Below are 23,180 nucleotides of genomic sequence, written 5' to 3'. Positions count from 1 at the left end.
GACCGGGCGTTTTCGTTATGTGCCGCGCCGAGGCGCTCAGTATGCGAAGCTCTTGCCGGGCGTCCTCCACACTGCCGTGGCCGGCGAGCACGCCTGCAGCGTCAGCGCTCCGCCGGCCGGCGCGAGGCAGCGGCCCGTGGCTTGCGACACCAGTTGCGCGGTACCCGGCAGCGTGCCGGCCTTCACCTGCCACTGCTGGCTCGCCGTGCCGGGCACGCAGGTGCGCAGCAGCGCGCCGTTGGCCGAGCCGGGCGCCTGCGCGGTGAGGCAGTAGCTGTACTTGGTCTGCAGCGTGCCGTCGCCGGCGACGACCCACAGTTGCGGATTGAAGTGCGTGCCGCCGGATGCGCGCACCGATGCGAGCGTCGGGCACGTGCCGAGCGTTGCGGCGCTGCCATCGGCCAGGCCGCCCGACGCCGCCAGACACGCGCCGCCGCTTTTCACGAGGCCGGCGGCCGATTGCTGCGGCCCGCCGATCAGCGTGGCGACGCCGTTCGCTTGCGACGCGTTCGCATAGCTCGCCGGACACGACTTGTTGACCGTGACCGAGGGCGCCGGGACCGGCACCGCGTTGCCGATCGCGTCATACGCGCGAATGCTGAACTGTGCGTCCGTATGCGCGATCGACGCGCAGCTCGTGCGGCTCGAGTTCCAGTCGAAATATTCGACCCACTGGCTGATCCAGCCGACGGGCACCTGCGTCTGCGTGGTGCCGACGTAGATGCTGCCGATATCGAAGCTGTCGCCGGTTGTACCGTTCGTCACGTCGGTCACGTTGCTCTTGAACCAGCCGGGGCCCTGGCTCGTGTCCGGCGTGATGCGGAACCGGTACGTGTGACCCGCGTGCCACTCGTAGCGATAACGGCATTGCGCGCCGGCGCTGCCGTCGGTTGCCGAGCCGCTGACCGTGCAATAGCTGCCCGCGCCGATGCCCGCGCTCGCGGGCGTGCCGGGTTTGGCGGCGGTCGCGCCCCACAGGCTGAACAGAAACTGCTTGCCGACGCCTTCGCTGGCCGACACCAGCTCGGTCGACTGCAGGCCGGTGTAGCCGTTGAGCGAACCGATCTGGTTCGACCAGAAGACGTTCGAGTTCGGGCCCGGGTCCGTTGCCGGCGTGATGAACAGGTCGAGCGTGCCGACGCTGCGTACCGTCGACGGGAACGACGTGTCGCTGTAAAGCCCCGGCGTCGAGCCGAGGAAGCCGGACAGCGTCGGCGCGGTGGCGGCCGTCAGCGTCGCGAGCCCCGCGGACGTATCGGCCGTGATCGTGAAGCTGCGCGCGCCTGCCGGCGGCAACGCCGCGACCGGCGGTACACCGAGCGTGAAGCCGAGCGTGCACGTGCCGCCCGCCGGCACCGTCATGCCCGACAACGCGATGCGCGACGTGCCGTCGTCGGTGAGCGTGCCGCCGCACGTGCTGGTGAGGCCGTTCGCGCTGAAACCGGATGGCATGCCGATGAAGAGCCCGGCGGCAGCGGGCGCGGTGCCGGTGTTGGCGAGCTTGAGCGTTGCCTTGTCGGTTCCGCCGACCGACGGGGAGAGACTGGCGAGCGTCAGCGTCGCCGTATAGGCGGATGCGGCTAGCGCGGTGAGTGGCGTCAACAGCAGTGCGGCAAGTGCCGCGCTTCCTCGTTTACCGATGTGCATGACCGGACTCCATTGTTCTTGTTGGTGTCGACGCGCCGGGTAACGGCGCGCGGCGAGTCTAGCATGCGGGTCGCGGCGGTTTTGCGACGGCAGGGGCGGCTCCGGCGCAGGACGCCGGTTCGATTGCCGCGCGCTGGTTTATGCGCCGAACGCCGCCTTCGCGAGCAGCCCGAGCGCGACGCAGACGAGCACGGCCGCGAAACCTGCCTGCACGTGTCGCGCGGACAAGTGCCGCGACGCGCTGCGGCCGATCGCCATCCCGAGTGCAGTCGCGACCGTGAACCACAGCATCATGTCGAGCGGCGCGCGCGTGCCCGACACGAGCGTCGCGAGCACGCCGCCGGTGCCGACCAGCGCGATCACCATCAGCGACGTCGCGACCACGCCGTGCATCGACACGTTCGTGAACTTGCGCAGCATCGGCACGATCACGAAGCCGCCGCCGACACCGAGCAAGCCCGTCATCAGCCCCGTCACCGCGCCGGTCGACGCGAGCGCGAGCCCGACCGGCCAGGACCACACGAGCCGGCCGGTATCGGGATCCACGCGGCCGACGCACAACCGCGACTCGTCCGCGTTGCCGGGCGCGCGGCGCAGTGCCTGCCGCAGCAGGCGGCCCGCGACGACGAGCATCGTCAGCGCGAACAGCGCCAACAGCACGCGTTGCGGCAGCACGTGCGCGAGCTTCACGCCGAGCGTCGTGAGCGGCACGCCGGCCACGGCCATCAGCAGCGCCGCGCGATAACGCACGAGTCCGCGGCGAAACCCTTCGAGCGCGCCGAGCGCGGCGCTGCCCGCGACCGCGACGAGGGCGACGGGCGTGGCCTGCTGCATCGGCCAGCCCATCCCGACGACGAGCGCGGGCACCGCGAGAATGCCGCCGCCCGCGCCGGTGAGGCCAAGCACGGCGCCGACGAGGCTGCCGAGTACGAGGGAAATCAGCATGGTGTCATCGGGTTCCGGTCAACGTGCGATCGCGGGCTTTGCGAGCCATTCGCGGCCCTTGAGCATCGCCTTCCAGTAGAGCGGCGGCAGCAGGCGCTCCTTGAGCAGCCACGCGAGCCGGGACGGACGCCTGCCGTCGATCAGCCACGCGGGGAAGGTCGGTGCGACCTTGCCGCCGTACAGGAATTCGGCGAGCACGATCTTGCCGCGCTCGACGGTGAGCGGGCACGACCCGTAGCCGTCGTAGGCGGCGTCGCCGTGCGCGCGGCCCAGCGACGCGAGCACATTGTGCGCGACGACGGGCGCCTGCTTGCGCGCGGCCGCGGCGGTCTTCGCGTTGGTCGTGTTGGTGACGTCGCCGAGCGCAAAGATGTCCGCGAACTGCTTGTGCCGCAGCGTCGCCGGATCGACGTCGATCCAGCCGGCAGTATCGGCGAGCGGGCTCGCGCGCACGAAATCGGGCGCCTTCTGCGGCGGCACGACGTGGATCATGTCAAAGGCGCGCTCGACGGTTTCCGTTCCGCCGTCGGGCAACGCCCGCCGGAACGTCGCACGCCGCGCGGGGCCGTCGATCGCGACGAGGTTGTGGCCGAACGACAGCGCGATATCGTAGCTTTTCACGTACTCCATCAGCGCGGGCACATAGTCGGCGACCCCGAACAGCGCGGCGCCCGCATTCAGGAATTCGACATTCGCGGCGCCGAGGCGGCCCGTGCGCCGCCAGTGATCGCACGACAGGTACATCGCCTTCTGCGGTGCGCCCGCGCACTTGATCGGCATCGGCGGCTGCGTGAACAGCGCGTTGCCGCCGCGGAACGCCTGCACCAGCTCCCACGTGTACGGTGCGAGATCGTAGCGATAGTTCGATGTGACGCCGTTGCGGCCGAGCGTTTCCGCGAGACCGTCGATCGCGTGCCAGTCGAGCTTGAGCCCCGGGCACACCACCAGCTTGCGGTAGCCGATGCGCCGGCAGCCGTCGAGCACCACCGTGTGCGCGTCGGGCTCGAAGCCGGCGACGGCCGCCTGGATCCATTTCACGCCGCGCGGCAGCAGGTCGGCGATCCGGCGCGCGGTCGTGTCGGGCCGGAACACGCCCGCGCCGACCATCGTCCAGCCGGGCTGGTAGTAGTGCGTATCGGCCGGGTCGATCACCGCGATATCGAGCGATCCGTCGCGCGCCAGCAGGCTCGACGCGACCGCGACGCCGGCCGCGCCCGCGCCGACGATCACGATGTCGTGCCGCGCGTCGACGGCCGGCGCGGGCTGGCGGCCGTCATGCGCGAGGCCTTGGGTGGAATCTCGTGTGAGGCGCGGCGCGAGCGCGCCGAGGTCGTACCCGGCCGCGGCGGCGATCGCGACGATGTCGCCGGCCGGACGCCTGCCGGCCTGCGACAGTGCCCACAGCGTCGCCGAACGCGTGCCGCTGCGGCAGTATGCGAGTACCGGGCCGGCGAGCGACGCGACGAGCGCGTCGAATTGCCGGGCCTGATCGTCGGTGACCTTGCCGGTATCGACGGGCAGGTAATGAACGGCGATGCCGAGCGGTGCGGCGGCGGCGCGGATTTCGGCGACGTTCGGCTGGTCGGCGCCTTCGCCGTCCGGACGGTTGCAGACGATCGCGCGAATGCCGGCCGCGTGGAGCGCGGGCAGGTCGGTCGCGGCGATCTGGGGCGAGACCGACAGCAGGTCGGTCAGCGAGCGGATGGTCATGTCGGGGGTTCTCCGGTCGGGGTGGCGTCTCAGATCGCGTCGAGCGGGATCTTCAGGTAACGCACGCCATTGTTTTCGGGCTCGGGCAGGTGGCCGGCACGCATGTTCACCTGCACGGACGGCAGCATCAGCACCGGCATGTCGAGCGTCGCATCGCGCGCGGTGCGCATGGCGACAAAATCATCCTCGGTCACGCCGTCCTTCACGTGCACGTTCGCGCGACGCTGCTCGGCCACCGTCGTCACGAACTGCACGTCGCGGCCGCCCGGCTGGTAGTCGTGGCACAGGTAGAGCCGCGTGTCGGGCGGCAGGGCGAGCACGCGCGCGATCGAGCGGTACAGCGTGCGTGCGTCGCCGCCGGGGAAGTCACAGCGGGCCGTGCCGTAGTCGGGCATGAACAGCGTGTCGCCGACGAACGCCGCGCGCTGCGTCGCGTCGTCGATGCAGTAGGTCAGGCACGCCGGCGTATGGCCCGGCGTGTGCATCGCGCGGATCGTCAGTGCGCCGAGCGCAAGCGTGTCGCCGTCGTCGAGCAGGCGATCGAACTGGCTGCCGTCGTGCGCGAAGCCCGGGCCGGCGTTGAACAGCGTGCCGAACACATGCTGCACGCGGCGCACGTGCGAGCCGATCGCGATCTGCCCGCCGACATGCGCCTTCAGATACGGCGCGGCCGACAGATGGTCGGCGTGCACGTGCGTTTCCAGCAGCCAGTGCACGGTCGCACCGAGTTCGGCGACGCGCGCGATCAGCCGGTCGGCGCTGGCGGTGCGCGTGCGGCCCGATTTCGGGTCGTAGTCGAGCACGCTGTCGATCAGCGCGCACGCGCGGCTCGCGGTATCGAGCAGCAGATAGCTGACGGTGTGGGTCGCCGGGTCGAAAAAGCCTTCGACCGACAGCTTGGGGGTATGGCTCACGGGATGTCCTCGATCGGGTTCTGCGTCTGCAATCGGGATTCCATGTTCAAGAAGCATGCCAGTCCGGGCCGCGAGGCCAGGCGATATGGCAGGTATTTGATTCGGTTCGGATTTCCGGCGCGATCGCGGCGCGTCGCGGGTACGCCCGACGGACTGCCGTTCGTGTCGACTGCCATTTGTGGCAGTGTCGTGGCAGAATTGGCAGTCAGCCTGGCAGTCCACCCGTTCGTCCGTTCGTCCGTTCCCGAGCCCCTCATGAATCCGCATGCCACCATTCCGATCGTTCCCGCGCCACCGCGCGACGTGATGCCCGACGTGCGCGCACTGGTCGCGTATCTGGAGCACGATCCGCAGCCGATGATCGTCGTCGATCCCGACTACCGCATCCTCGCGGCGAACGATGCGTACCGGCGCCAGTTCGGCGTGGCGGGTGTCGAGCACGTCGGCCGGCGCTGCTTCCAGGTCTCGCATCACTACGACGTGCCGTGCGATCAGGCCGGCGAGCATTGCCCGATGAAGCAGGCGCTCGAGTCGCGCAGCCTGAACCGCGTGCTGCACATTCACCATACGCCGCGCGGCCCCGAGCACGTCGACGTGGAGTTGCGGCCCATCTTCGATGCGCGCGGCGACGTGATCGCATACGTCGAGCGGCTGACGACCGTGCGCAGCGCGTCCGCGCAGCCGAGCGCGGAAGGGCTCGTCGGCGGCGCTGACGCGTTCAATGCGGCACTGGGCGCGCTGCAGCGTGTCGCGCCGTCGATGCTGCCCGTGCTGCTGCTCGGCGAATCGGGTACCGGCAAGGAGCTGTTCGCGCGGGCGCTGCACGAGGCGAGCGAGCGCGCGATGGGGCCGTTCGTGGTCGTCGACTGTTCTGGCATCGCCGAGACGCTGTTCGAGAGCGAACTGTTCGGCTACGAGAAGGGCGCGTTTACCGGCGCGAACCAGCGCAAGCCGGGCCTCGTCGAAACCGCGCAGGGCGGCACGCTGTTCCTCGACGAAATCGGCGACGTGCCGCTGCCGATGCAGGTGAAGCTGCTGCGGCTGATCGAGTCGGGGACGTTCCGGCGGGTCGGCGGCGTCGAGGCGCTGCGCGCGGATTTCCGGCTCGTCGCGGCGACGCACAAGCCGTTGCGCGAGATGATCGACGACGGCCGGTTCCGGCAGGATCTGTACTATCGGATCAACGCGTTTCCGATTCCGCTGCCGCCGCTGCGCGAGCGGCGCGGAGACGTCGCGCTGCTGGCCGAATCGATCCTGCGGCGCATCGCGAACGCGCGCGCCGGCGCGGGAGACGCGAGCGGGCGACCGTTCGCGGCCCGGCCGTTCGTGCTGACCGAGCATGCGCGTGCGTGCCTCGACGCGTATGCATGGCCGGGCAATATCCGCGAGCTGCGCAACGTGCTCGAACGTGCGTGCCTGTTCGCGGACGACGGGACGATTCGCGTCGAGCATCTGCCGGCCGAGCTGGTCGCCGCGTCGGCCGCACCGCACGCGCATGAGCAGCGTGCGGCGGACACGCGCGGCGTGTCGGACGCGGAACTCGTGCGGATTGCCGGCACGTTTGCCGGTACGCGCAAGCAACTGGCCGAGCATGTCGGGATGAGCGAGCGCACGCTGTACCGGCGGATGAAGGCGCTCGGGCTCGGGGTGCGCGACCGGTGAGCGCACGCCGGGCCGCTCGCGCGGGCAGCGCGTGAAACCGGCATGCGCTTCCCGCGGCGGCTACAGCGTCAACGCGCCGGCGCCAACTGCGCCATCGCCTCGCGGATGAAACCGAGCAGCGTGTCGTCGACCCACGAATCCTTCGTCAGCGCCGGCTCGGTCATCATCGCGTGCCGGAATTTCGCGTGCGTGGCCGGATCGTTGCCCGCATAGCTGCGAAACAGGTCGAGCCAGCGTTGCGCGAGCGCGCGGCCTTCCGGTGAATCGGGCGTCGCGCCCGCGTCGATCGCGTCGCGCACGTCGGCCATCAGTTGCGGCCATTCCATCGCGCGTTCGCCGTAGTGCGCGCGCATGAAGCGGATCTCGTCCGGGGCGAGATACTTCTCGAAGATCCGCATCTTCGTTTCGGCGGACGCGCGCAGCACATAGTCGCGCAGCACGGTCGAGATGCCGAGTTTCGACTGCATCGCCGGTTCGCGCTCGTGCATGAGGTTCAACTTCGCGAGCATCCGCGGATCGTTGTTCGTGTCGCGCACGAGCAGCGCCATCCAGCGGCCGGCGAGCGCACGCACGCGCTCGTCCTCGGGCGGCACGCCCGCGTCATGCAGCGCACGCACGTCGGCGACGAGCGCGATCCATTCTGCGTCGCCCGTCTGGCTCTTGCGGTACATCGGCAGGCGCGCGAGTTCTTCCTCGGAAAAATATTTGTCGTACACGGTCATCAACTCCAGTGTGGTGAGCCAATCGGCCAGTTCCGGCTCGGTGCCCGCGGCGAGTTGCGCGTGCAGGTGCACGAGCCGCTCGCGCAGCTGCGCGGCCTGCGCGAGCTGGCGGTCGAGCGACGCGATCTGTTTCGCGACGAGCTCGACGAGCGGGGTGCCGGGCTGGTTCAGGTAATCACCGATTTCGGCAAGCGACAGCCCGAAGCGACGCAGCGCCTGGATCTGGTGGAGCCGGGCGACGTCGTCGCGGTCGTACAGCCGGTAGCCGTTGTCGGCACGCGCCGAAGGTGTCAGGAGGCCGATCGCGTGATAGTGATGAAGCGTGCGGACGGTCAGGCCGCTGCGTTTCGCCAGTTCTCCCACTTTCAGCCGCATGGTGTCCTCCGTTCGGTGCGCACGCTGGAGTCTCGAACGTTACGCTACGTGAGGGTCAAGCGGAAGATTGCGGATGGCGCGCGGGGCGGTCCCGCGCGCCGTGCGCCAGGTGCGAGGGCATGTCATTGCGATGACGGCGGTGCGTCGGGCGTCACCGTGCGTGCCTGGGCGGCGAGGGCGCCTTGATCCGCGTTGCCGGTGTGGCCCGTCGTGTCGACGTTCCCGGCTGTCGCCGCCTTGCCGGTCGGGTTGACCGGCGGCGTGCCCATCGCCTGATAGAGCCGCGCGGTATCCGCGAAGCGCGCGCCGGTCGCGCGAATCTCGTCGAGCCGCGCGTTGCGGTACTGCAGCTCGCTCGCGCGCGCGGCCGACGGCGGCAACGCGCCCAGCCGCACACGGGCGGCGGCGTCGTCGTACGCGCCGCGCGCGGACAACGCGGCGCGCGACGACGCATCGAGCGCCTCGGCGTCGTGCTCGAGCGCGGCGAGCGAATCGGCGACGTTCTGGAATGCGCTCAGCACGGTCTGCTTGTACTGGTCGACCGCGGCTTCGTAGCTCGCCTTGGCCGCACGCCGTTGCGCGAACAGCGCGCCGCCGTGGAACAGCGGCTGGCCCAGCGATGCTCCGACGTTCCAGATCGCGCCGGCGCCCGACAGCATCGTCGGCCAGCTGAAGCCGCCTTTGCCCATGGCCGCCGACAGCGACAGCTGCGGGAACAGCTGCGCGGTCGCGACGCCGACTTCGGCGGCGGCCGCCTTCAGCCCCGCGTCGGCGGCCTGGATGTCGGGGCGGCTTTGCAGCAGGTCCGATGGCACGACCACGGGCACCTGCTCGGGCAGGTGCAGGTCGGTGAGTGTGAGGTCGGCGGGCGGTTGATCGGGCGTGCGGCCGACCAGCACGGCGAGCGCATGGCGCGCGGAGTCGCGCTGTTGGCGCAGCGCGGGCAGGCTCGCGGCGAAGGTGTCCGCGCTTTGCTGTGCGCTCAGCGCATCGCTGTGCGATGCCGAGCCGAGCGCATAACGGCGTTGCGCGTCGTGCGCCTGCTCGTTCGCGAGCGCGACGAGCCGCTCGGTCGTCGCGATCTGCGCGTTGAGCACCGCCACGGTGATCGACGCGGTGACGATGTTCGCGGCGAGCGCGCGGCGCGCCGATTCCAGCTGGAACGCGCTGACGTCGACGCGTTTCGCGAGCGCGCGGTTCGCGAAGCGCGACGCACCGAACAGGTCGATCGTATAGCTTGCCTGCAGTTGACCGACGAATGTGTCGTACAGCAGGGTCGGCGCGCCGAGTGCGGGAATCGGCACACCGAGTGCGCGCTGGCGCGCGGCCTGACCGCCCGCGTCGATCGACGGCAGCATCGAGCTGCCGATTTGCCCGCGCAATTGCTCGCGCGCGGCATCCAGCGAATGCGAAGCCGCGCCGAGCGTCGGGCTGTTGCGCAGCCCTTCGTCGACGAGCGCCGTCAGCGCATCGGAGCGGTACTGCGTCCACCAGTCGGGCACGGGCTGCGCGCCGACTTCGAACTGCTGCGCGACGCCTTGCGCCGCGACGGTCTGCTGCACTTGCGGCGCGGCGCCGTAATGCGCGGGCGACGGCATCGCGGGCGGCTCGCCGCTCGGCGCGAACCATGCGCAGCCGGCAAGCGGGCCGGCGAGGCTGGCGGCCGCGAGCGCCCGCGCGGTCTTCGTTTTCAGGTTCATCGACAGTTTCATGATCAGGCTCCCGACGGCGCGGCAGGCGGGCCGTCGCGCGGATCGCGTTCGTCGCGCTTCACGCGGAACCACGCGGCGTACAGCGCGGGCAGGTAGAACAGCGTCAGCACGGTCGCGCTCGTGATCCCGCCCATCAGCGCGGTTGCCATCGGCCCGAAGAAGTTCGAGCGCAACAGCGGGATCAGCGCGAGGACGGCGGCGGCGGCCGTCAGCGTGATCGGGCGGAAGCGCCGCACGGTCGCACCGACGATCGCGTCGAAGCGGCCGTGGCCGGCTGCAATGTCCTGCTCGATCTGGTCGACGAGAATCACCGAGTTGCGCATGATGATCCCGAACATCGCGATCACGCCGAGCATCGCGACGAAGCCGAACGGCTGCCCGAACAGCAGCAGCGTGCCGACCACGCCGATCAACCCGAGCGGCGCGGTCAGCACGACCATCAGCACGCGCGAGAAGCTTTGCAGCTGGATCATCAGCAACGTGAACACGGCGATCGCCATCAGCGGCATCTGCGCATTGATCGACGTCTGCGCCTTCGCGCTTTCCTCGACCGACCCGCCGATGTTGATCTGGTAGCCGACCGGCAATTGCGCGCGCAGCGCATTCAGCTTGCCGTCGATCGCATGCGTGACGTCGATGCCCTGCGCGCCGGCGCGTACGTCGGACTGCACGGTGATGGTCGGCTGGCGATCGCGTTCCCACACCACGCCGTATTCGAGCGTCGGCGTGAAGCGGCCGAGCGAGCCGAGCGGCACGGCGCCGTTCGGCGTCGGCATCGCCAGGCCCGCGAGCTTTGCGGGATCGACGCGATCGGGGCGCGGCGCACGCAGGTCGACCGCGATCAGCTTGTCGCGCTCGCGATACTGCGTGACGGTCGTGCCCGACAGCGTCATCGCGAGGAAGCTCGACACGTCCTGCGACGTGACGTTCAGCTCGCGCGCCTTCTTCTGATCGAGCTCGAAGCGCACCGAGCGCTCGGCCGGCTCATCCCAGTCGAACTGCACGTTCACCGTGCGCGCGTCGCCGCGCATCATCGCCGCGACCTTCTCGGCGATCGAGCGGACCGTCGCGATGTCGTCGCCGCTCACGCGGAACTGCACGGGATAGCCGACGGGCGGCCCGTTCTCGAGCCGCGACAGGCGCCAGCGCACGGCCGGGAAGCGATCGCGCAGCGTGGTCTCGAGCCAGGCCGCGAGCTTCTCGCGATCCTCGACGGATTTCGCGGTGACGACGAATTGCGCGAAGTTCGGCAACTGCAGCTGCTGGTCGAGCGGCAGATAGAAGCGCGGCGCGCCGCTGCCGACGAAATTCACCGAATGGTCGACCTCGGGCCGCTTGTCGAGCACCTTCTCGAGGCGTTCGGTCTCGCGCAGCGTCGCCGCGAACGACGCGCCTTCGGGCAGCCGCAGGTCGACGAGCAGCTCGGGGCGATCAGAACTTGGGAAGAACTGCTGCGGCACGAGCGAGAAACCCATCAGCGCGACGACGAAAAGCGCGCCGGTGATCAGCAGCACGACGAAGCGGCGCTCGATGCACCAGTCGATCCAGCCGCGCAAGCGCGTGTAGAAGCGCGTGTCGTAGATGTCGTGCTCGTGATCGTCCGGCAGGTGAGCTTCGTGCGCGTGCTTCTTGCGTTCGGGCAGCAGGTGATAGCCGAGCAGCGGAATCAGCACGACGGCCGCGAACCACGACGCGATCAGCGCGATCGCCGACACCTCGAAGATCGAGCGCGTGTACTCGCCGGTGCTCGATTTCGCGAGCGCGATCGGCAGGAAGCCCGACACGGTGACGAGCGTGCCCGTCAGCATCGGGAACGCGGTGCTCGTGTACGCGAACGCGGCGGCGCGCGCGCGGCTGTAGCCCTGTTCGAGCTTCACGGCCATCATCTCGACCGCGATGATCGCGTCGTCGACGAGCAGCCCGAGCGCGAGCACCAGCGTGCCGAGCGATACCTTGTGCAGCCCGATGTCGAACAGGTACATGAACAGGGCCGTGACGGCGAGCACGACCGGAATCGAGATCACGACGACCATCCCGGTGCGCAGGCCGAGCGACACGAGGCTCACGACCAGCACGATCGCGATCGCTTCCGCGACGGCTTCGAGGAAGTCGTCGACCGAATGCGACACCGCATGCGGCATGCTCGACACCAGCGTCAGCTTCAGGCCGGCCGGCAACTGCGCCTGCAGGTTCTTCGATTCGGCATCGAGCGCCTTGCCGAGCCGGATCACGTCGCCGCCCGGCTGCATCGTCACGCCGATGCCGAGCACCGCATGGCCGTTCGCGCGCATCTGCGTGACCTGCGGATCGTCGTAGCCGCGCTTCACGGTGGCGAGATCGCCGAGCCGGAACGTGCGGCCGTTGATGCGGATCAGCGTGTCGGCGATCGCGGCGACGTTGTCGAACTGGCCGCTCGGCCGCACGAATACGCGGTCGTCGGCGGTCGTGAGCACGCCGGCCGACGAGATGTCGTTCTGCGCGTTGATCGCCTGCGCGAGCTGCTGCGGCGAGATGCCGAGGCGCGTGAGCTTCGTGTTGTCGGCCTCGATGAAGATCCGCTGGTCGGGGTCGCCGAAGTAGTCGACCTTGCCGACGCCCGGTACGCGCAGCAGCACGGTGCGCAGCTGGTCCGCGTAATCGTGGAGTTGCGCGGGCGTGAAGCCGTCGCCTTCGAGCGTCCAGATGTTGGTGTAGACGTCGCCGAACTCGTCGTTGAAGAACGGGCCCTGCACGCCGGGCGGCAGCGTGTAGCCGATGTCGCCGACCTTCTTGCGGATCTGGTACCAGGTCTCGGGCACGTCCTTCACGGGCGCCGAGTCCTTCATCGTGAAGAAAATCAGCGATTCGCCAGGCCGCGAATAGCTGCGCAGGAAGTCGATGGCCGGCGTTTCCTGCAGCTTGCGGCCGATCCGGTCGGTCACCTGCTCCTGCACCTGCCGCGCGCTCGCGCCGGGCCAGAACGTGCGGATCACCATCACGCGGAACGTGAACGGCGGGTCTTCGGATTGCGCGAGCCGCGTGTACGCGAGGACGCCCGCGAGCGTCGCGAGCGCGATCAGGTAGACGACCAGCGCCTGGTGGCGCAGCGCCCATGCCGAGAGGTTGAACCGGCCTTCTTCGCGGGGGCCGCTCATGACGCGAAGTCCTCCGGATGCAGCGGTGCGATCGGTCGCACTTTCTCGCCCGCGCTGACCGTGTGCACGCCTTGCAGCACGATGCGCTCGCCGGGCTGCAGCCCACGCGACACGGTGACGGTGCGTTCGTTGAAGCGCGCGACGTCGACGCGGCGCAGCTCGAGCGTGTCGTCCTTCGTGCGCACGACCCACACGGCCGGATGCGGGCCGTCGTGGAACAGCGCGGTCGCGGGCAGCGTGACGCTCAGTGCATTGCCGGCAATCGGCGCGCCGTCGAACGCGACGTTCGCGGTCATCCCGAGGCGCACGGCCGGATCGGGCGCGGCGAGCGTGAGCTTCACGCGCCAGGTGCGGCTTTGCGGATCGGCGGCCGGCGCGATTTCGCGGACCTTCGCGTCGAACTGGCGGCCCGGCAACGACGGCAGCGTGACGCGTGCGGCGTGACCCGGCGCGAGCGATGCGAGCGCGGCCTCGGGCACATCGCTGACGACATCGACGTCGCCCGACCACGCGAGCTGGTAGACGGCCTGGCCGGCCGATACGTTCTGGCCGGTGTCGGCCTGTTCGGCGGTGATGGTGCCCGCGTGATCGGCGATGAGCGTCGCATAGCGGAGCTGGTTCTTCGCGAGCGCGAGCTGCTGCTGCGCCTGGTCGCGCTGCGCGAGCGCCGACGTGTAGCTGTTCTCGGTCTGTTCGAGCTGCGCGGTCGCGATCAGGTTCTCGTGCGCCTGCGCGCGATCACGGTCGAGCTGCTGCTTCGCGAACGCTAGGCTGTGCGACGCGGCATCGAGTTGGGCCTGCGCGCTCGCGACGTTCTTCTCGACGTCGGACGGATCGAGCAGCGCGACGATCTGGCCGGCCTTGACGGTATCGCCGAGCCGCACCTTGCGTTCGACGATCTTGCCCGCGATGCGGAACGACAGCGGCGTCGCATAACGCGGCTGGATCTCGCCGGGCAGCGTGGCGGCGGCCGCGACGCCATCGGCGTGCGCGGGCAGCGCGACGACCGGGCGCGGCGCGGGCGGTGCGGCTTCCTTCGGGTGACAGGCGGAGAGGACGAGCGCGGTGCCGATCAGCAGCACGGCGCGGGAACCGGAGCGATTCACGAAACCCCCAGATGAGGTGAGAGCGGAACGAAGCCGGCAAGCGCGGCGGGCGCTTGCCCCGAGTGGCGCCGGCCCGGCGCCCACGAACACAGCCGAACGAGGTCGTCGTTCGGAAACTGTGGCGGATTCTAATACACACCTGTATCTGAATGCAAAGATGAATTCGAAAGGGAGTTGGTGCTAGACTGCGCGCCATGAAACCACAGCGCTTAACTCGCGAGCAGAGCAGGGACCAGACACGCGAACGTCTGCTGAATGCCGCGCACCGGATTTTTCTGAAGAAAGGCTATGTCGCCGCGAGCGTCGAGGACATCGCGGCGGCGGCCGGCTATACGCGCGGCGCGTTCTACTCGAATTTCCGCAGCAAGTCGGAACTGCTGCTCGAACTGCTCGAGCGTGACCATGATTCGGTGCGGGCCGATTTCGAGGCGATCTTCGAGGTTGGCGGGCCGCGCGAGCAGATGGAGTCGATGGCGCTCTCGTACTACCGGACGCTGTTTCGCGACGACGAATATTCACTGCTGTGGGGCGAGGCAAAACTGCAGGCGGCGCGCGACGCGAAGTTTCGCGTGCGCTTCAACCAGTTCCTGCACGGCAAGCGGTTGCAGATGGCCGAATTCATCCAGCGCTTCGCCGAGCGCGCGGGCACGCCGCTGCTGCTGCCGGCCGAGACGCTCGCATTCGGCCTGATGTGCCTGTGCGACGGCGTGCAGTCGTACTACACGGCTGATCCGCAGCACGTGTCGGCCGACGTGGCCGAATCGGTGCTCGCGGGGTTCTTCGCACGGGTCGTGCTGGGGCGCGCGCCGGACTGAACGATCCGGCGGCCGGTCGGCGTGGACGGCGCCGCGAGCGCGGATGCGGCGGCGCCGTATCGCGCGCGGCGCCGCGCACAGGTCAGCGCTCGCCGGTCATCCGCCGGTATGCGTCGAGCAGAGACGTTTTGTACACGACGCCCGCGAGCGTCGGCTCGGCCTCGCTTTCGATCACCGGCAGCCGTTCGCCCTGGAACGCCATGAAGCGTTCGAGCGCGGTCGCGAGCGGCATGTCGGGCGTGAGCAGCGGAAACGGCGTATGCGCGTAGTGCGCGGCCGTCTTGTCGGTCGTGTCACGTTTCTCGAGCAGGTCGGACGTGATGTCCTTCAACGCGACCGCGCCTCGGAAGCGCCCGGCATCGTCGGTCACGTACAGATACTTCACCGGATACTCGAGAAACACGCGCGTCATGTCGGCGACGCTCGCGGTAAGCGGCACGACCGTCTGCGCGGGCTGGATCAGCTCGCGCATCTGGGTGGTGCGCAGCCGCAGCCGTTCCTGCGCGTCCTGATGGTGGCGCAGCGTGATCTCGTACATCGACGTCGTGCCGGTCGCGCGCGCGACGAAATACGCGAACACGCACGACACCAGCAGCGGCAGCACGACCTGGTAACTCAGCGTCATCTCGAAGATCATCAGGATCGCCATCAGCGGCGCCTGCGTGGCGCCGGCCATGAACGCGCCCATCCCGACCATCGCATACGCGAAATACGCGGACGTGTGACCGGGCCACAGCGCGTTCATCGCGAGCCCGAACAGCGAGCCGAACACGGCGCCGACGAACAGCGTCGGCGTGAACACGCCGCCGACCGCGCCCGAGCCGGCCGTCGCGGCGGTCGCGATCACCTTGAACACCAGCACCGCGATGAGCGCCTGCCAGGTCCACGGCGAATGCAGGATGTGGTTCACGACGCTGTAGCCGTTGCCCCACACGTCCGGAATCCACACCGAGATCACGCCGACCACGAGGCCGCCGAGCGCGAGCCGCGCCGGCAGTGGCACGGGAAGCCGCTTGAACTGGTTCTTCGACGCATCGAGCAGGTGCAGGAACTGCGGCGCGAGCACGCCGCACAGCGCGCCGAGCACGACGAACAGCAGCACCTCGGGACCCGTCACGGCCGGGAACACCGGCATCTCGTACGGCGGCCGGTAGCCGGCGAATTCGCGCATCACGATGTTCGCGACGACGGAGGCGACGACCATCGGCCCGAAGCTCTCCATCGCGATCGTGCCGAGCACGATCTCGGAGACGAAAAACGCGCCGGCGATCGGCGCGTTGTACGCGGACGTAATGCCGGCCGCCGCGCCGCACGCGACGAGCAGGCGCAGGCGCGGCGGGTCGAAGTGCACGAAGCGGCCGACCAGCGACGCGGCGAGCGCGGCGAGCTGCACCATCGGGCCTTCGCGGCCGATGGAGCCGCCGCTGCCGATCGTCAGCAGCGACGACACGCTGCGCCACAGGCTCTGTCGTACCGGCACGACGCCGTCGCCGAGTGCGACGGCTTCCATGTAGTCGGTGTTGCCGGATTTCCGGACGCCGCGCGTCGCGAGCAGCAGCACGCAGCCGGCCAGGAAGCCGCCTGCGGCCGGCATCCAGAACCGCACGTACCACGGCAGGCTTCTCGCCATCTGCACGAAGCTGCCGCTGTGCCCGGAGATCAGGCGCTGCATCAGGTCGATGCCTTCGCGAAACGCCATGGTGGCGAACGCGCCGCCGACGCCGACGATGGCCGACCAGATCAGCATCGTATGGGCGTCCGACAGGCGGAACAGCGTCTGGGCGCGAGTGCGCAGCTTCAGCAGGAACGAGAGCACGGCTGAAAGAGGTGGTGAAGAGGACGAAGGAAAACGACGCGAAGCATAGCACTGCGCCGCGCCCGCGGGACCTTCCCGTCGGGCGCGGCGCGTGTCGCGGCGTGGATGCGCGGCTCAGCCAAGCCAGTGCTGCACGGCCCAGGTGATCGCGTAGCCGCCGGCGATCAGCCAGACGTACAGGATCAGGCCGGTGGTCAGCGCGCGCGGGCCGGCCTCGCGGATCTGCGATACGCGGGTCTCGATGCCGAGCGCGGTCATCGCCATCGTCAGCGCGAAGGTGTCGAGCACGTTCAGCGTATGCGTGACGTTGGCGGGCAGCACGTTCAGCGAATTGACGATCACGAAGCCGAGGAAGCCGAGCGCGAACCACGGCACCGCCACCTTGCGCTTGCCGTGCGCGCCATCGGCGCTCGCATCGGCCGGACGGGCGGAGCGGGCGAGCCACCAGCCGAGCGTGAGCAGCACCGGCACCAGCAGCATCACGCGGGTCATCTTCACGATCGTCGCGACGTGCGCGACCTGCGGGCTGATGTCGCTCGCCGCGCCGACCACCTGCGCGACCTCGTGGATCGTGCCGCCGAAGAACAGGCCGAGGCCGGTCGGGTCGAGATTGAGCAGGCCGGCGTGGTACGCGAGCGGGTAGAGGAACATCGACAGCGTGCCGAACAGCACCACGCTGCCCACGGCCATCGCGCTCTGGTGCGGCTTCGACTGCAGCGTCGACTCGAACGCGAGCACGGCCGCCGCGCCGCAGATCGCGCTGCCGGCGGCGGTCAGGAGCGCCGCATCGCGATCGAGCTTCATCACCTTCATGCCGACCCAGGTGCCGATCGCGAGCGTGCTCACGACGACCAGCACCGACACCGTCAGGCCCGGCAGGCCGACCTGCGCGATTTCCTGCAGGCTCACGCGCAGGCCGAAGAACGCGACCGCGATGCGCAGCAGCTTGCGCGCGGAAAAGTTGACGCCGGCCGCCCAGCTCGCGGGCATCCCGTCGCGCAGCGCGTTGCCGTACAGCGCGCCCGCGACGATGCCGACGATCAGCGGCGACAGGCCGAGCCCTGCGATCGCCGGGAGTTGCGACAGGCTGGTGACGGCGGCGGCAAACAGCGCGACGAACAGCACGCCGTTCAACTGGCCGCGCATCGACGGCGCGGCGTGGTGGAGATGGGGAGTCGGGGCAGTGGACATGGGGCACCGTGATGAAACGGGTTGCGATGGCCTAATCCTAATTTGGTTATATCGATATGAGAAATTGTGATTTGTGACGTAGACTATCCGGAAAACCGATAATTCATCATCATGACCCCGGATCAACTGATAACGTTCGCGGCCGTCGCCGAACACCTGAACATCAGCCGCGCTGCCGTGGCGCTGCATCTGTCGCAGCCGGCCGTGTCGGGCCAGCTGCGCCTGCTGCAGGACGAGTTCGGCGAGCCGCTGTACCAGCGCGAGGGCCGCGGCATCCGCCTGACGCCGGTCGGCGAACAGCTCGCGCAGTACGCGTACGCGCAGCGCGACACGTTCGCGCAGGCGCGCGCGTTTCGCGACGCGGTGCGCGGGCTCGACGCCGGCACGCTGCGCATCGGCGCGAGCACGACGCCCGCCAGCTACTTGCTGCCGTACCTGATCGCGGCATTCCAGCCGCGCGTGCCGCGGGTGGCGATCCACACGATGAGCGGCAATACGGCCGACGTCGTTGCCGCGCTGGCGTCGCTCGACATCGCGATGATCGAAGGGCCGCCGGGCGAGGCGCTGCCGCCCGGCACCGCCGTGCACGCGTGGCACGAGGACGAGATCGTCGCGGTCGTGCCGGCCGGACATCCGCTTGCCGCGCCCGAGTACGAAGCCGGCGTCACGCTCGCCGCGCTCGCCGCACATCCGCTCGTGCTGCGCGAGGAAGGTTCCGGCGTGCGTCAGCTCGTCGAACGCGCGTTCGCGCATGGCGGCGCTCCGATGCGCGTCGCGTTCGAGATCGCGGGCGTCGAGGCGGTGAAGGAGGCCGTGCGCGCGGGGATGGGCGTCGGATTCGTGTCCGCGATGTCGCTGCGTCACGAGGATGCGGCGCTCGTGCCGCGTTCCCTGGCCCCCGCGCCGCTCACACGCCATTTCTCGATTCTCGTGCCGCATGGCGCCGCGCCGTCGCGCGTGGCCGCCGGGTTTCTCGACATGTGCATCGCGCACCGCGACGAATAGGCATCGACGCGCGTGCGGGAACGCCGGATGCGCATACGCGGGCGCGCATTCGCGTGGCGATCCGTCCTAGGGATTTCCTCTATGGCGTGCGCCGGACGTGAGGCGCACCATCCGTCTCAAGCAAATGGAACCGGTTCCATTCCGGTAAAAAAGGGCAGAAATGGCAGACATCGTGATCGTGGCGAGCGCATTCGGAATGGACCGCGTGCGTCAGGAGGGCCACCGGGCATTCATCGCGACCGCGGCCGCATCCGGCGCGGCCGGTTTCGAGGTACGGCGCGAACTGTTCGCATCGGACGACGACGCCACGCCCGGCGCACTGGCCGAGCTCGGCGCGGCACTCACCGCGCACGGGCTGTGGTCGGTCTATTCGACGCCGGCCACGTTGTACACGGAAACCGGCGCGCTCGATGCCGATGCGTTGCGCGATACGCTCGTGGAAGCCGATGCGCTCGGCGCGCGCTTCGTGAAGTTCCAGCTCGGCGGCTTCGCCGGCGACGCGCATGCGTCCGAGATCGTCGCGCTGTCGCGCGGTGCCCGCGCCCGCGTGGTGGTCGAGAACGGCCAGCTGCCGGTCGGTGGCGCGCTCGCCCAGTTCAGCGGGCTGTTCGCCGCGTTGACCGAAGCGGGCGTGCCCGATGCGCTCGGCATGACGTTCGACATCGGCAACTGGCAGTGGCCGGGCGAAGCGCCGCTTGCGTGCGCGCACGCGCTTGCGCCGCACGTGGAATACATTCATTGCAAGGCAGTCGCTGGCGAGGGCGCGCGCCGTTTCGCGGTGGCGCCCGCGCCGGGTGACACGCTTGTCACGGGCGTGCTCGCGGCGCTGCCGCAAGCGGCGCCGCGCGGCATCGAATTCCCGTTCGATGCCGTTGACCTGGCGGGCGATGCCGGCCGGCGCGTGGCGTGGCTCGCCGCCGCGTGATGCACGACGGATACGGAGGAAATTCACTCATGAAGGCAGCACTCGATGTCGTGACCTACGGCGAAGCGATGGCGATGTTCATCGCCGCCGAGCCCGGCCACCTCGCGCACGCGTCGCAATTCACGAAACGGATCGCGGGCGCGGACCTGAACGTCGCGATCGGCCTGTCGCGGCTCGGCTTCCGGGTCGGCTGGATGAGCCGGGTGGGCCGCGATTCGTTCGGCGGTTACGTGCTCGATACGCTCGCGCGCGAAGGCATCGACGCGTCGTGCGTGACCGTCGATCCGCGCTATCCGACCGGTTTTCAGCTGAAGTCGCGCAACGACGACGGCAGCGACCCGACCGTCGAATATTTCCGCAAGGGCTCGGCCGCGAGCCACCTGTCGTGCGACGACTACGTGGCCGACTACGTGCTCGGCGCGCGTCATCTGCACTTGACGGGCGTTGCGCCGGCGATCTCCGCGACATCGTGCGAACTCGCGTTCCGGCTGGCGCGCGAGATGCGCGCGGCGGGCAAGACGATCTCGTTCGATCCGAACCTGCGCCCGACGCTGTGGCCGTCCGCCGACGTGATGGCGAAGACGCTGAACGCGCTCGCGACGCTTGCCGACTGGGTGCTGCCGGGCCTCGCCGAAGGACAGCAGCTCACCGGGCACGATACGCCGGCCGATATCGCGGGCTTCTACCTGGCACAGGGTGCGCGCGGCGTCGTGATCAAGCTGGGCGCCGAGGGCGCGTATTTCCGCACGGCCGACGGTCGCGAAGGCACGGTCGCGGGCGAGCGCGTCGCGAACGTGGTCGACACGGTCGGCGCCGGCGACGGTTTCGCGGTCGGCGTGGTCAGCGCGCTGCTGGAAGGCCGCTCGGTCGAGCAGGCGGTCGCGCGCGGCAACCGCATCGGGGCGCTCGCGATCCAGGTGATCGGCGATTCGGAAGGCTTGCCGACCCGCGAGGCACTCGATCGGCTCGAAAACGTCAGCAATGACGCCGATCGCCTAGAGGAAACCGTCACCGCGCAATGAGAGGCCGGACACGGCACAATCCGCGGACCATTTCGTCGTGCACGCGCACGGCAACGCAAGGAACCGGGATGCACGCCCAAGCGTTCGTTCCGACACAGGAGACATTCTGATGGCCAATACGCTCGCAGCCCGACGCTGGTGGACGATCATGCCGATCGTTTTCATCACCTACAGCCTCGCTTACCTCGACCGCGCGAACTACGGGTTCGCGGCAGCGGCCGGCATCAACCAGGACCTCGGGATCAGCAAGGGCCTGTCGTCGCTGATCGGCGCGCTGTTCTTCCTCGGTTACTTCTTCTTCCAGATTCCGGGCGCGATCTATGCGGAGCGCCGCAGCGTCAAGAAGCTCGTGTTCGCCAGCCTCGTGCTGTGGGGCGCTTGCGCGGCCCTCACGGGCGTGGTCACCAACATCCCGTCGCTGATGGCGATCCGCTTCGTGCTCGGCGTGGTCGAAGCGGCCGTGATGCCTGCGATGCTGATCTACATCAGCAACTGGTTCACGAAGAACGAACGCTCGCGCGCGAACACGTTCCTGATCCTCGGCAACCCGGTCACCGTGCTGTGGATGTCGATCGTGTCGGGCTATCTCGTGCACGAATTCGGCTGGCGTCACATGTTCATCGCCGAAGGCGTGCCGGCCATCGTCTGGGCCGTGTGCTGGTGGTTCCTCGTGCAGGACAAGCCGGCCGATTCGCCGTGGCTCACCGCCGAGGAAAAGCTCGACCTCGATGCCGCGCTCGCGGCCGAACAGGCGGCGATCAAGCCGGTGCGCAACTACGGCGAGGCGTTCCGCTCGCCGGCCGTGATCAAGCTGTGTGCGCAGTACTTCTGCTGGAGCATCGGCGTGTACGGCTTCGTGCTGTGGCTGCCGTCGATCGTCAAGAACGGCTCCGAGCTCGGGATGGTCGCGACCGGCTGGCTGTCGGCGCTGCCGTATCTGGCGGCGACGATCGCGATGCTGGTCGCGTCGTGGGCGTCCGACAAGGTCGGTTCGCGCCGCGGCTTCGTGTGGCCGTTCCTGCTGGTCGGCGCGGCCGCGTTCGCCGCGTCGTATGCGCTCGGCTCGTCGCATTTCTGGATCTCGTATGCGCTGCTGGTCGTCGCGGGCGCCGCGATGTACGCGCCGTACGGCCCGTTCTTCGCCATCGTCCCGGAACTGCTGCCGAAGAACGTCGCCGGCGGCGCGATGGCGCTGATCAACAGCATGGGCGCGCTCGGCTCGTTCGTCGGCTCGTATTTCGTCGGCTACCTGAACGGCGCGACCGGCTCGCCCGTCGCATCGTACGCGTTCATGAGCGCCGCGCTCGTGGCCGCGGTGATCCTCACGCTGTCCGTCAAACCCCAGGCGCGCGATGCGCACCCGCTCGCGACGCCGCTGCAAGGAAAATGAAAACGATGAAGCCTCGTATCGTCGCGTACAAGCCGCTGCCTGATGACGTGCTCGCGTACCTGCGCGAGCACGCGGACGTCGCGCAGGCCGACGGCGCCGACGCGCTCGCCGATGCCCTTGGCGACGCGCATGGCGCGATCGGCGCGAGCCTGAAGGTCACGCCGCAGATGCTCGATCGCGCACCGCGGCTGAAGGCCTGGTCGACGATCTCGGTCGGTTACGACAACTTCGACGTCGCGGATCTCACGCGGCGCGGCATCGTGCTCGCGCATACGCCGGACGTGCTGACGGAATCGACCGCCGATACCGTGTTCTCGCTGATCCTCGCGTCCGCGCGGCGCGTGGTTGAACTGGCGGAGTGGGTGAAGGCCGGCCACTGGCACCGCAGCATCGGCCCGGACCTGTACGGCACCGACGTGCAGGGCAAGACGCTCGGCATCGTCGGGCTCGGCCGGATCGGCGGCGCGGTCGCGCGCCGCGCGGCGCTCGGCTTCCGGATGCAGGTGCTGTATACGAATCGCTCCGCGCATGCCGAAGCCGAGACGCAGTACGGTGCCCGTCGCGTGTCGCTCGACGAACTGCTCGCACAGTCGGATTTCGTGTGCCTGCAGGTGCCGCTGTCGCCGCAAACGCATCACCTGATCGGCGCGGCCGAATTCGCGAAGATGAAGCGCGGCGCGATCCTGATCAACGCATCGCGCGGGCCGGTGGTCGACGAGGCCGCGTTGATCGATGCGCTTCAGGCAGGCACGATCCGCGGCGCCGGGCTCGACGTGTTCGAAAAGGAGCCGCTGGCGGCGGATTCGCCTTTGCTGCGGATGAGCAACGTTGTCGCGTTGCCGCATATCGGCTCGGCGACGCACGAAACGCGCCATGCGATGGCGCGCTGTGCCGCGGAGAACCTGATCGGCGCACTGGCCGGCACGCTGCGCACAAACCTCGTGAATCCCGACGCGCTCCCGCGCGCCTGAACGCGGGCGGTCAGCCGGCGGGGCCGCCGGCTGGGTTAGAGGCGATGGTCTTGGTGCGGGAGGGCAGGCTGCGTTATGATCGCCCGCTCGTCGCATCGACGAGCCGGCCACGCGGCCG

At 69.2% G+C, this 23,180-nt stretch carries 17 protein-coding genes; 7 read left to right on the top strand and 10 right to left on the bottom strand.

Going from position 1 to position 23,180, the window contains the following annotated elements; genetic code table 11:
* Positions 1–36 precede the first annotated feature (36 nt).
* The 4 genes from WI26_RS08325 to WI26_RS08310 form a co-directional block, all read right to left on the bottom strand.
* A complete protein-coding gene (locus tag WI26_RS08325) occupies positions 37–1,647 on the bottom strand; it encodes an RICIN domain-containing protein (protein ID WP_081334248.1) in 1,611 nt (536 codons plus the stop codon).
* Between the two features lie 138 nt (positions 1,648–1,785).
* The gene (locus WI26_RS08320; RefSeq protein ID WP_059537591.1) at positions 1,786–2,592 is read right to left on the bottom strand and encodes a sulfite exporter TauE/SafE family protein; all 807 of its coding nucleotides are present in this window, start codon (positions 2,590–2,592) and stop codon (positions 1,786–1,788) included.
* Between the two features lie 18 nt (positions 2,593–2,610).
* On the bottom strand, positions 2,611–4,302 hold the full coding sequence (locus WI26_RS08315) for a bifunctional protein tyrosine phosphatase family protein/NAD(P)/FAD-dependent oxidoreductase (RefSeq protein ID WP_069225720.1): 1,692 nt from the start codon (positions 4,300–4,302) through the stop codon (positions 2,611–2,613).
* A gap of 29 nt (positions 4,303–4,331) precedes the next feature.
* Positions 4,332–5,216, bottom strand: coding sequence for an MBL fold metallo-hydrolase (locus tag WI26_RS08310; RefSeq protein WP_069225719.1), 885 nt, complete (start codon positions 5,214–5,216; stop codon positions 4,332–4,334).
* Between the two features lie 255 nt (positions 5,217–5,471).
* Here WI26_RS08310 and WI26_RS08300 point away from each other — a divergent pair, with 255 nt between their 5' ends.
* Positions 5,472–6,878, top strand: a complete 1,407-nt coding sequence (locus WI26_RS08300; RefSeq protein WP_069225717.1) for a sigma-54 interaction domain-containing protein — start codon at positions 5,472–5,474, stop codon at positions 6,876–6,878.
* A gap of 68 nt (positions 6,879–6,946) precedes the next feature.
* On the opposite strand, the gene WI26_RS08295 is transcribed toward WI26_RS08300, so the two are convergent.
* From WI26_RS08295 to WI26_RS08280, 4 genes are all read right to left on the bottom strand, one after another.
* Positions 6,947–7,975: a MerR family transcriptional regulator gene (locus WI26_RS08295; protein ID WP_059915401.1), complete on the bottom strand. Its 1,029-nt coding sequence runs from the start codon at positions 7,973–7,975 to the stop codon at positions 6,947–6,949.
* A gap of 122 nt (positions 7,976–8,097) precedes the next feature.
* Positions 8,098–9,687 (bottom strand): efflux transporter outer membrane subunit, encoded by a 1,590-nt coding sequence (locus WI26_RS08290; RefSeq protein WP_069225716.1) that lies wholly within the window; start codon positions 9,685–9,687, stop codon positions 8,098–8,100.
* A gap of 2 nt (positions 9,688–9,689) precedes the next feature.
* On the bottom strand, positions 9,690–12,821 hold the full coding sequence (locus WI26_RS08285) for an efflux RND transporter permease subunit (RefSeq protein ID WP_069225715.1): 3,132 nt from the start codon (positions 12,819–12,821) through the stop codon (positions 9,690–9,692).
* On the bottom strand, positions 12,818–13,927 hold the full coding sequence (locus WI26_RS08280) for an efflux RND transporter periplasmic adaptor subunit (protein ID WP_069225714.1): 1,110 nt from the start codon (positions 13,925–13,927) through the stop codon (positions 12,818–12,820). The genes WI26_RS08285 and WI26_RS08280 overlap by 4 nt, the downstream gene beginning before the upstream one ends.
* A 194-nt stretch (positions 13,928–14,121) precedes the next feature.
* Between WI26_RS08280 and WI26_RS08275 the strand changes: the two genes are divergently transcribed.
* Complete coding sequence (locus WI26_RS08275) at positions 14,122–14,742, top strand: TetR/AcrR family transcriptional regulator (protein ID WP_059467457.1); 621 nt, start codon at positions 14,122–14,124, stop codon at positions 14,740–14,742.
* Between the two features lie 82 nt (positions 14,743–14,824).
* On the opposite strand, the gene WI26_RS08270 is transcribed toward WI26_RS08275, so the two are convergent.
* The gene (locus WI26_RS08270) at positions 14,825–16,558 is read right to left on the bottom strand and encodes a ClcB-like voltage-gated chloride channel protein (protein ID WP_069225713.1); all 1,734 of its coding nucleotides are present in this window, start codon (positions 16,556–16,558) and stop codon (positions 14,825–14,827) included.
* A gap of 114 nt (positions 16,559–16,672) precedes the next feature.
* Entirely contained in the window at positions 16,673–17,749 is a 1,077-nt protein-coding gene (locus WI26_RS08265) for a YeiH family protein (protein WP_069225712.1), read from the bottom strand.
* Positions 17,750–17,860: 111 nt separating this feature from the next.
* Between WI26_RS08265 and WI26_RS08260 the strand changes: the two genes are divergently transcribed.
* The 5 genes from WI26_RS08260 (at position 17,861) to WI26_RS08240 (ending at position 23,062) form a co-directional block, all read left to right on the top strand.
* Positions 17,861–18,754: a LysR family transcriptional regulator gene (locus tag WI26_RS08260; RefSeq protein WP_060189756.1), complete on the top strand. Its 894-nt coding sequence runs from the start codon at positions 17,861–17,863 to the stop codon at positions 18,752–18,754.
* 160 nt (positions 18,755–18,914) lie between these two features.
* A complete protein-coding gene (locus WI26_RS08255) occupies positions 18,915–19,679 on the top strand; it encodes a TIM barrel protein (protein ID WP_069225711.1) in 765 nt (254 codons plus the stop codon).
* A 29-nt stretch (positions 19,680–19,708) separates the two neighbouring features.
* On the top strand, positions 19,709–20,701 hold the full coding sequence (locus WI26_RS08250) for a sugar kinase (RefSeq protein WP_069225710.1): 993 nt from the start codon (positions 19,709–19,711) through the stop codon (positions 20,699–20,701).
* Between the two features lie 109 nt (positions 20,702–20,810).
* The gene (locus WI26_RS08245) at positions 20,811–22,091 is read left to right on the top strand and encodes an MFS transporter (protein ID WP_059467463.1); all 1,281 of its coding nucleotides are present in this window, start codon (positions 20,811–20,813) and stop codon (positions 22,089–22,091) included.
* Positions 22,092–22,096: 5 nt separating this feature from the next.
* Positions 22,097–23,062, top strand: a complete 966-nt coding sequence (locus WI26_RS08240) for an NAD(P)-dependent oxidoreductase (protein ID WP_069226383.1) — start codon at positions 22,097–22,099, stop codon at positions 23,060–23,062.
* Positions 23,063–23,180: the final 118 nt, after the last annotated feature.

Source organism: Burkholderia diffusa, assembly GCF_001718315.1.
Lineage (GTDB): Bacteria > Pseudomonadota > Gammaproteobacteria > Burkholderiales > Burkholderiaceae > Burkholderia > Burkholderia diffusa_B.
This window is presented reverse-complemented; position numbering and strand designations above follow the sequence as displayed.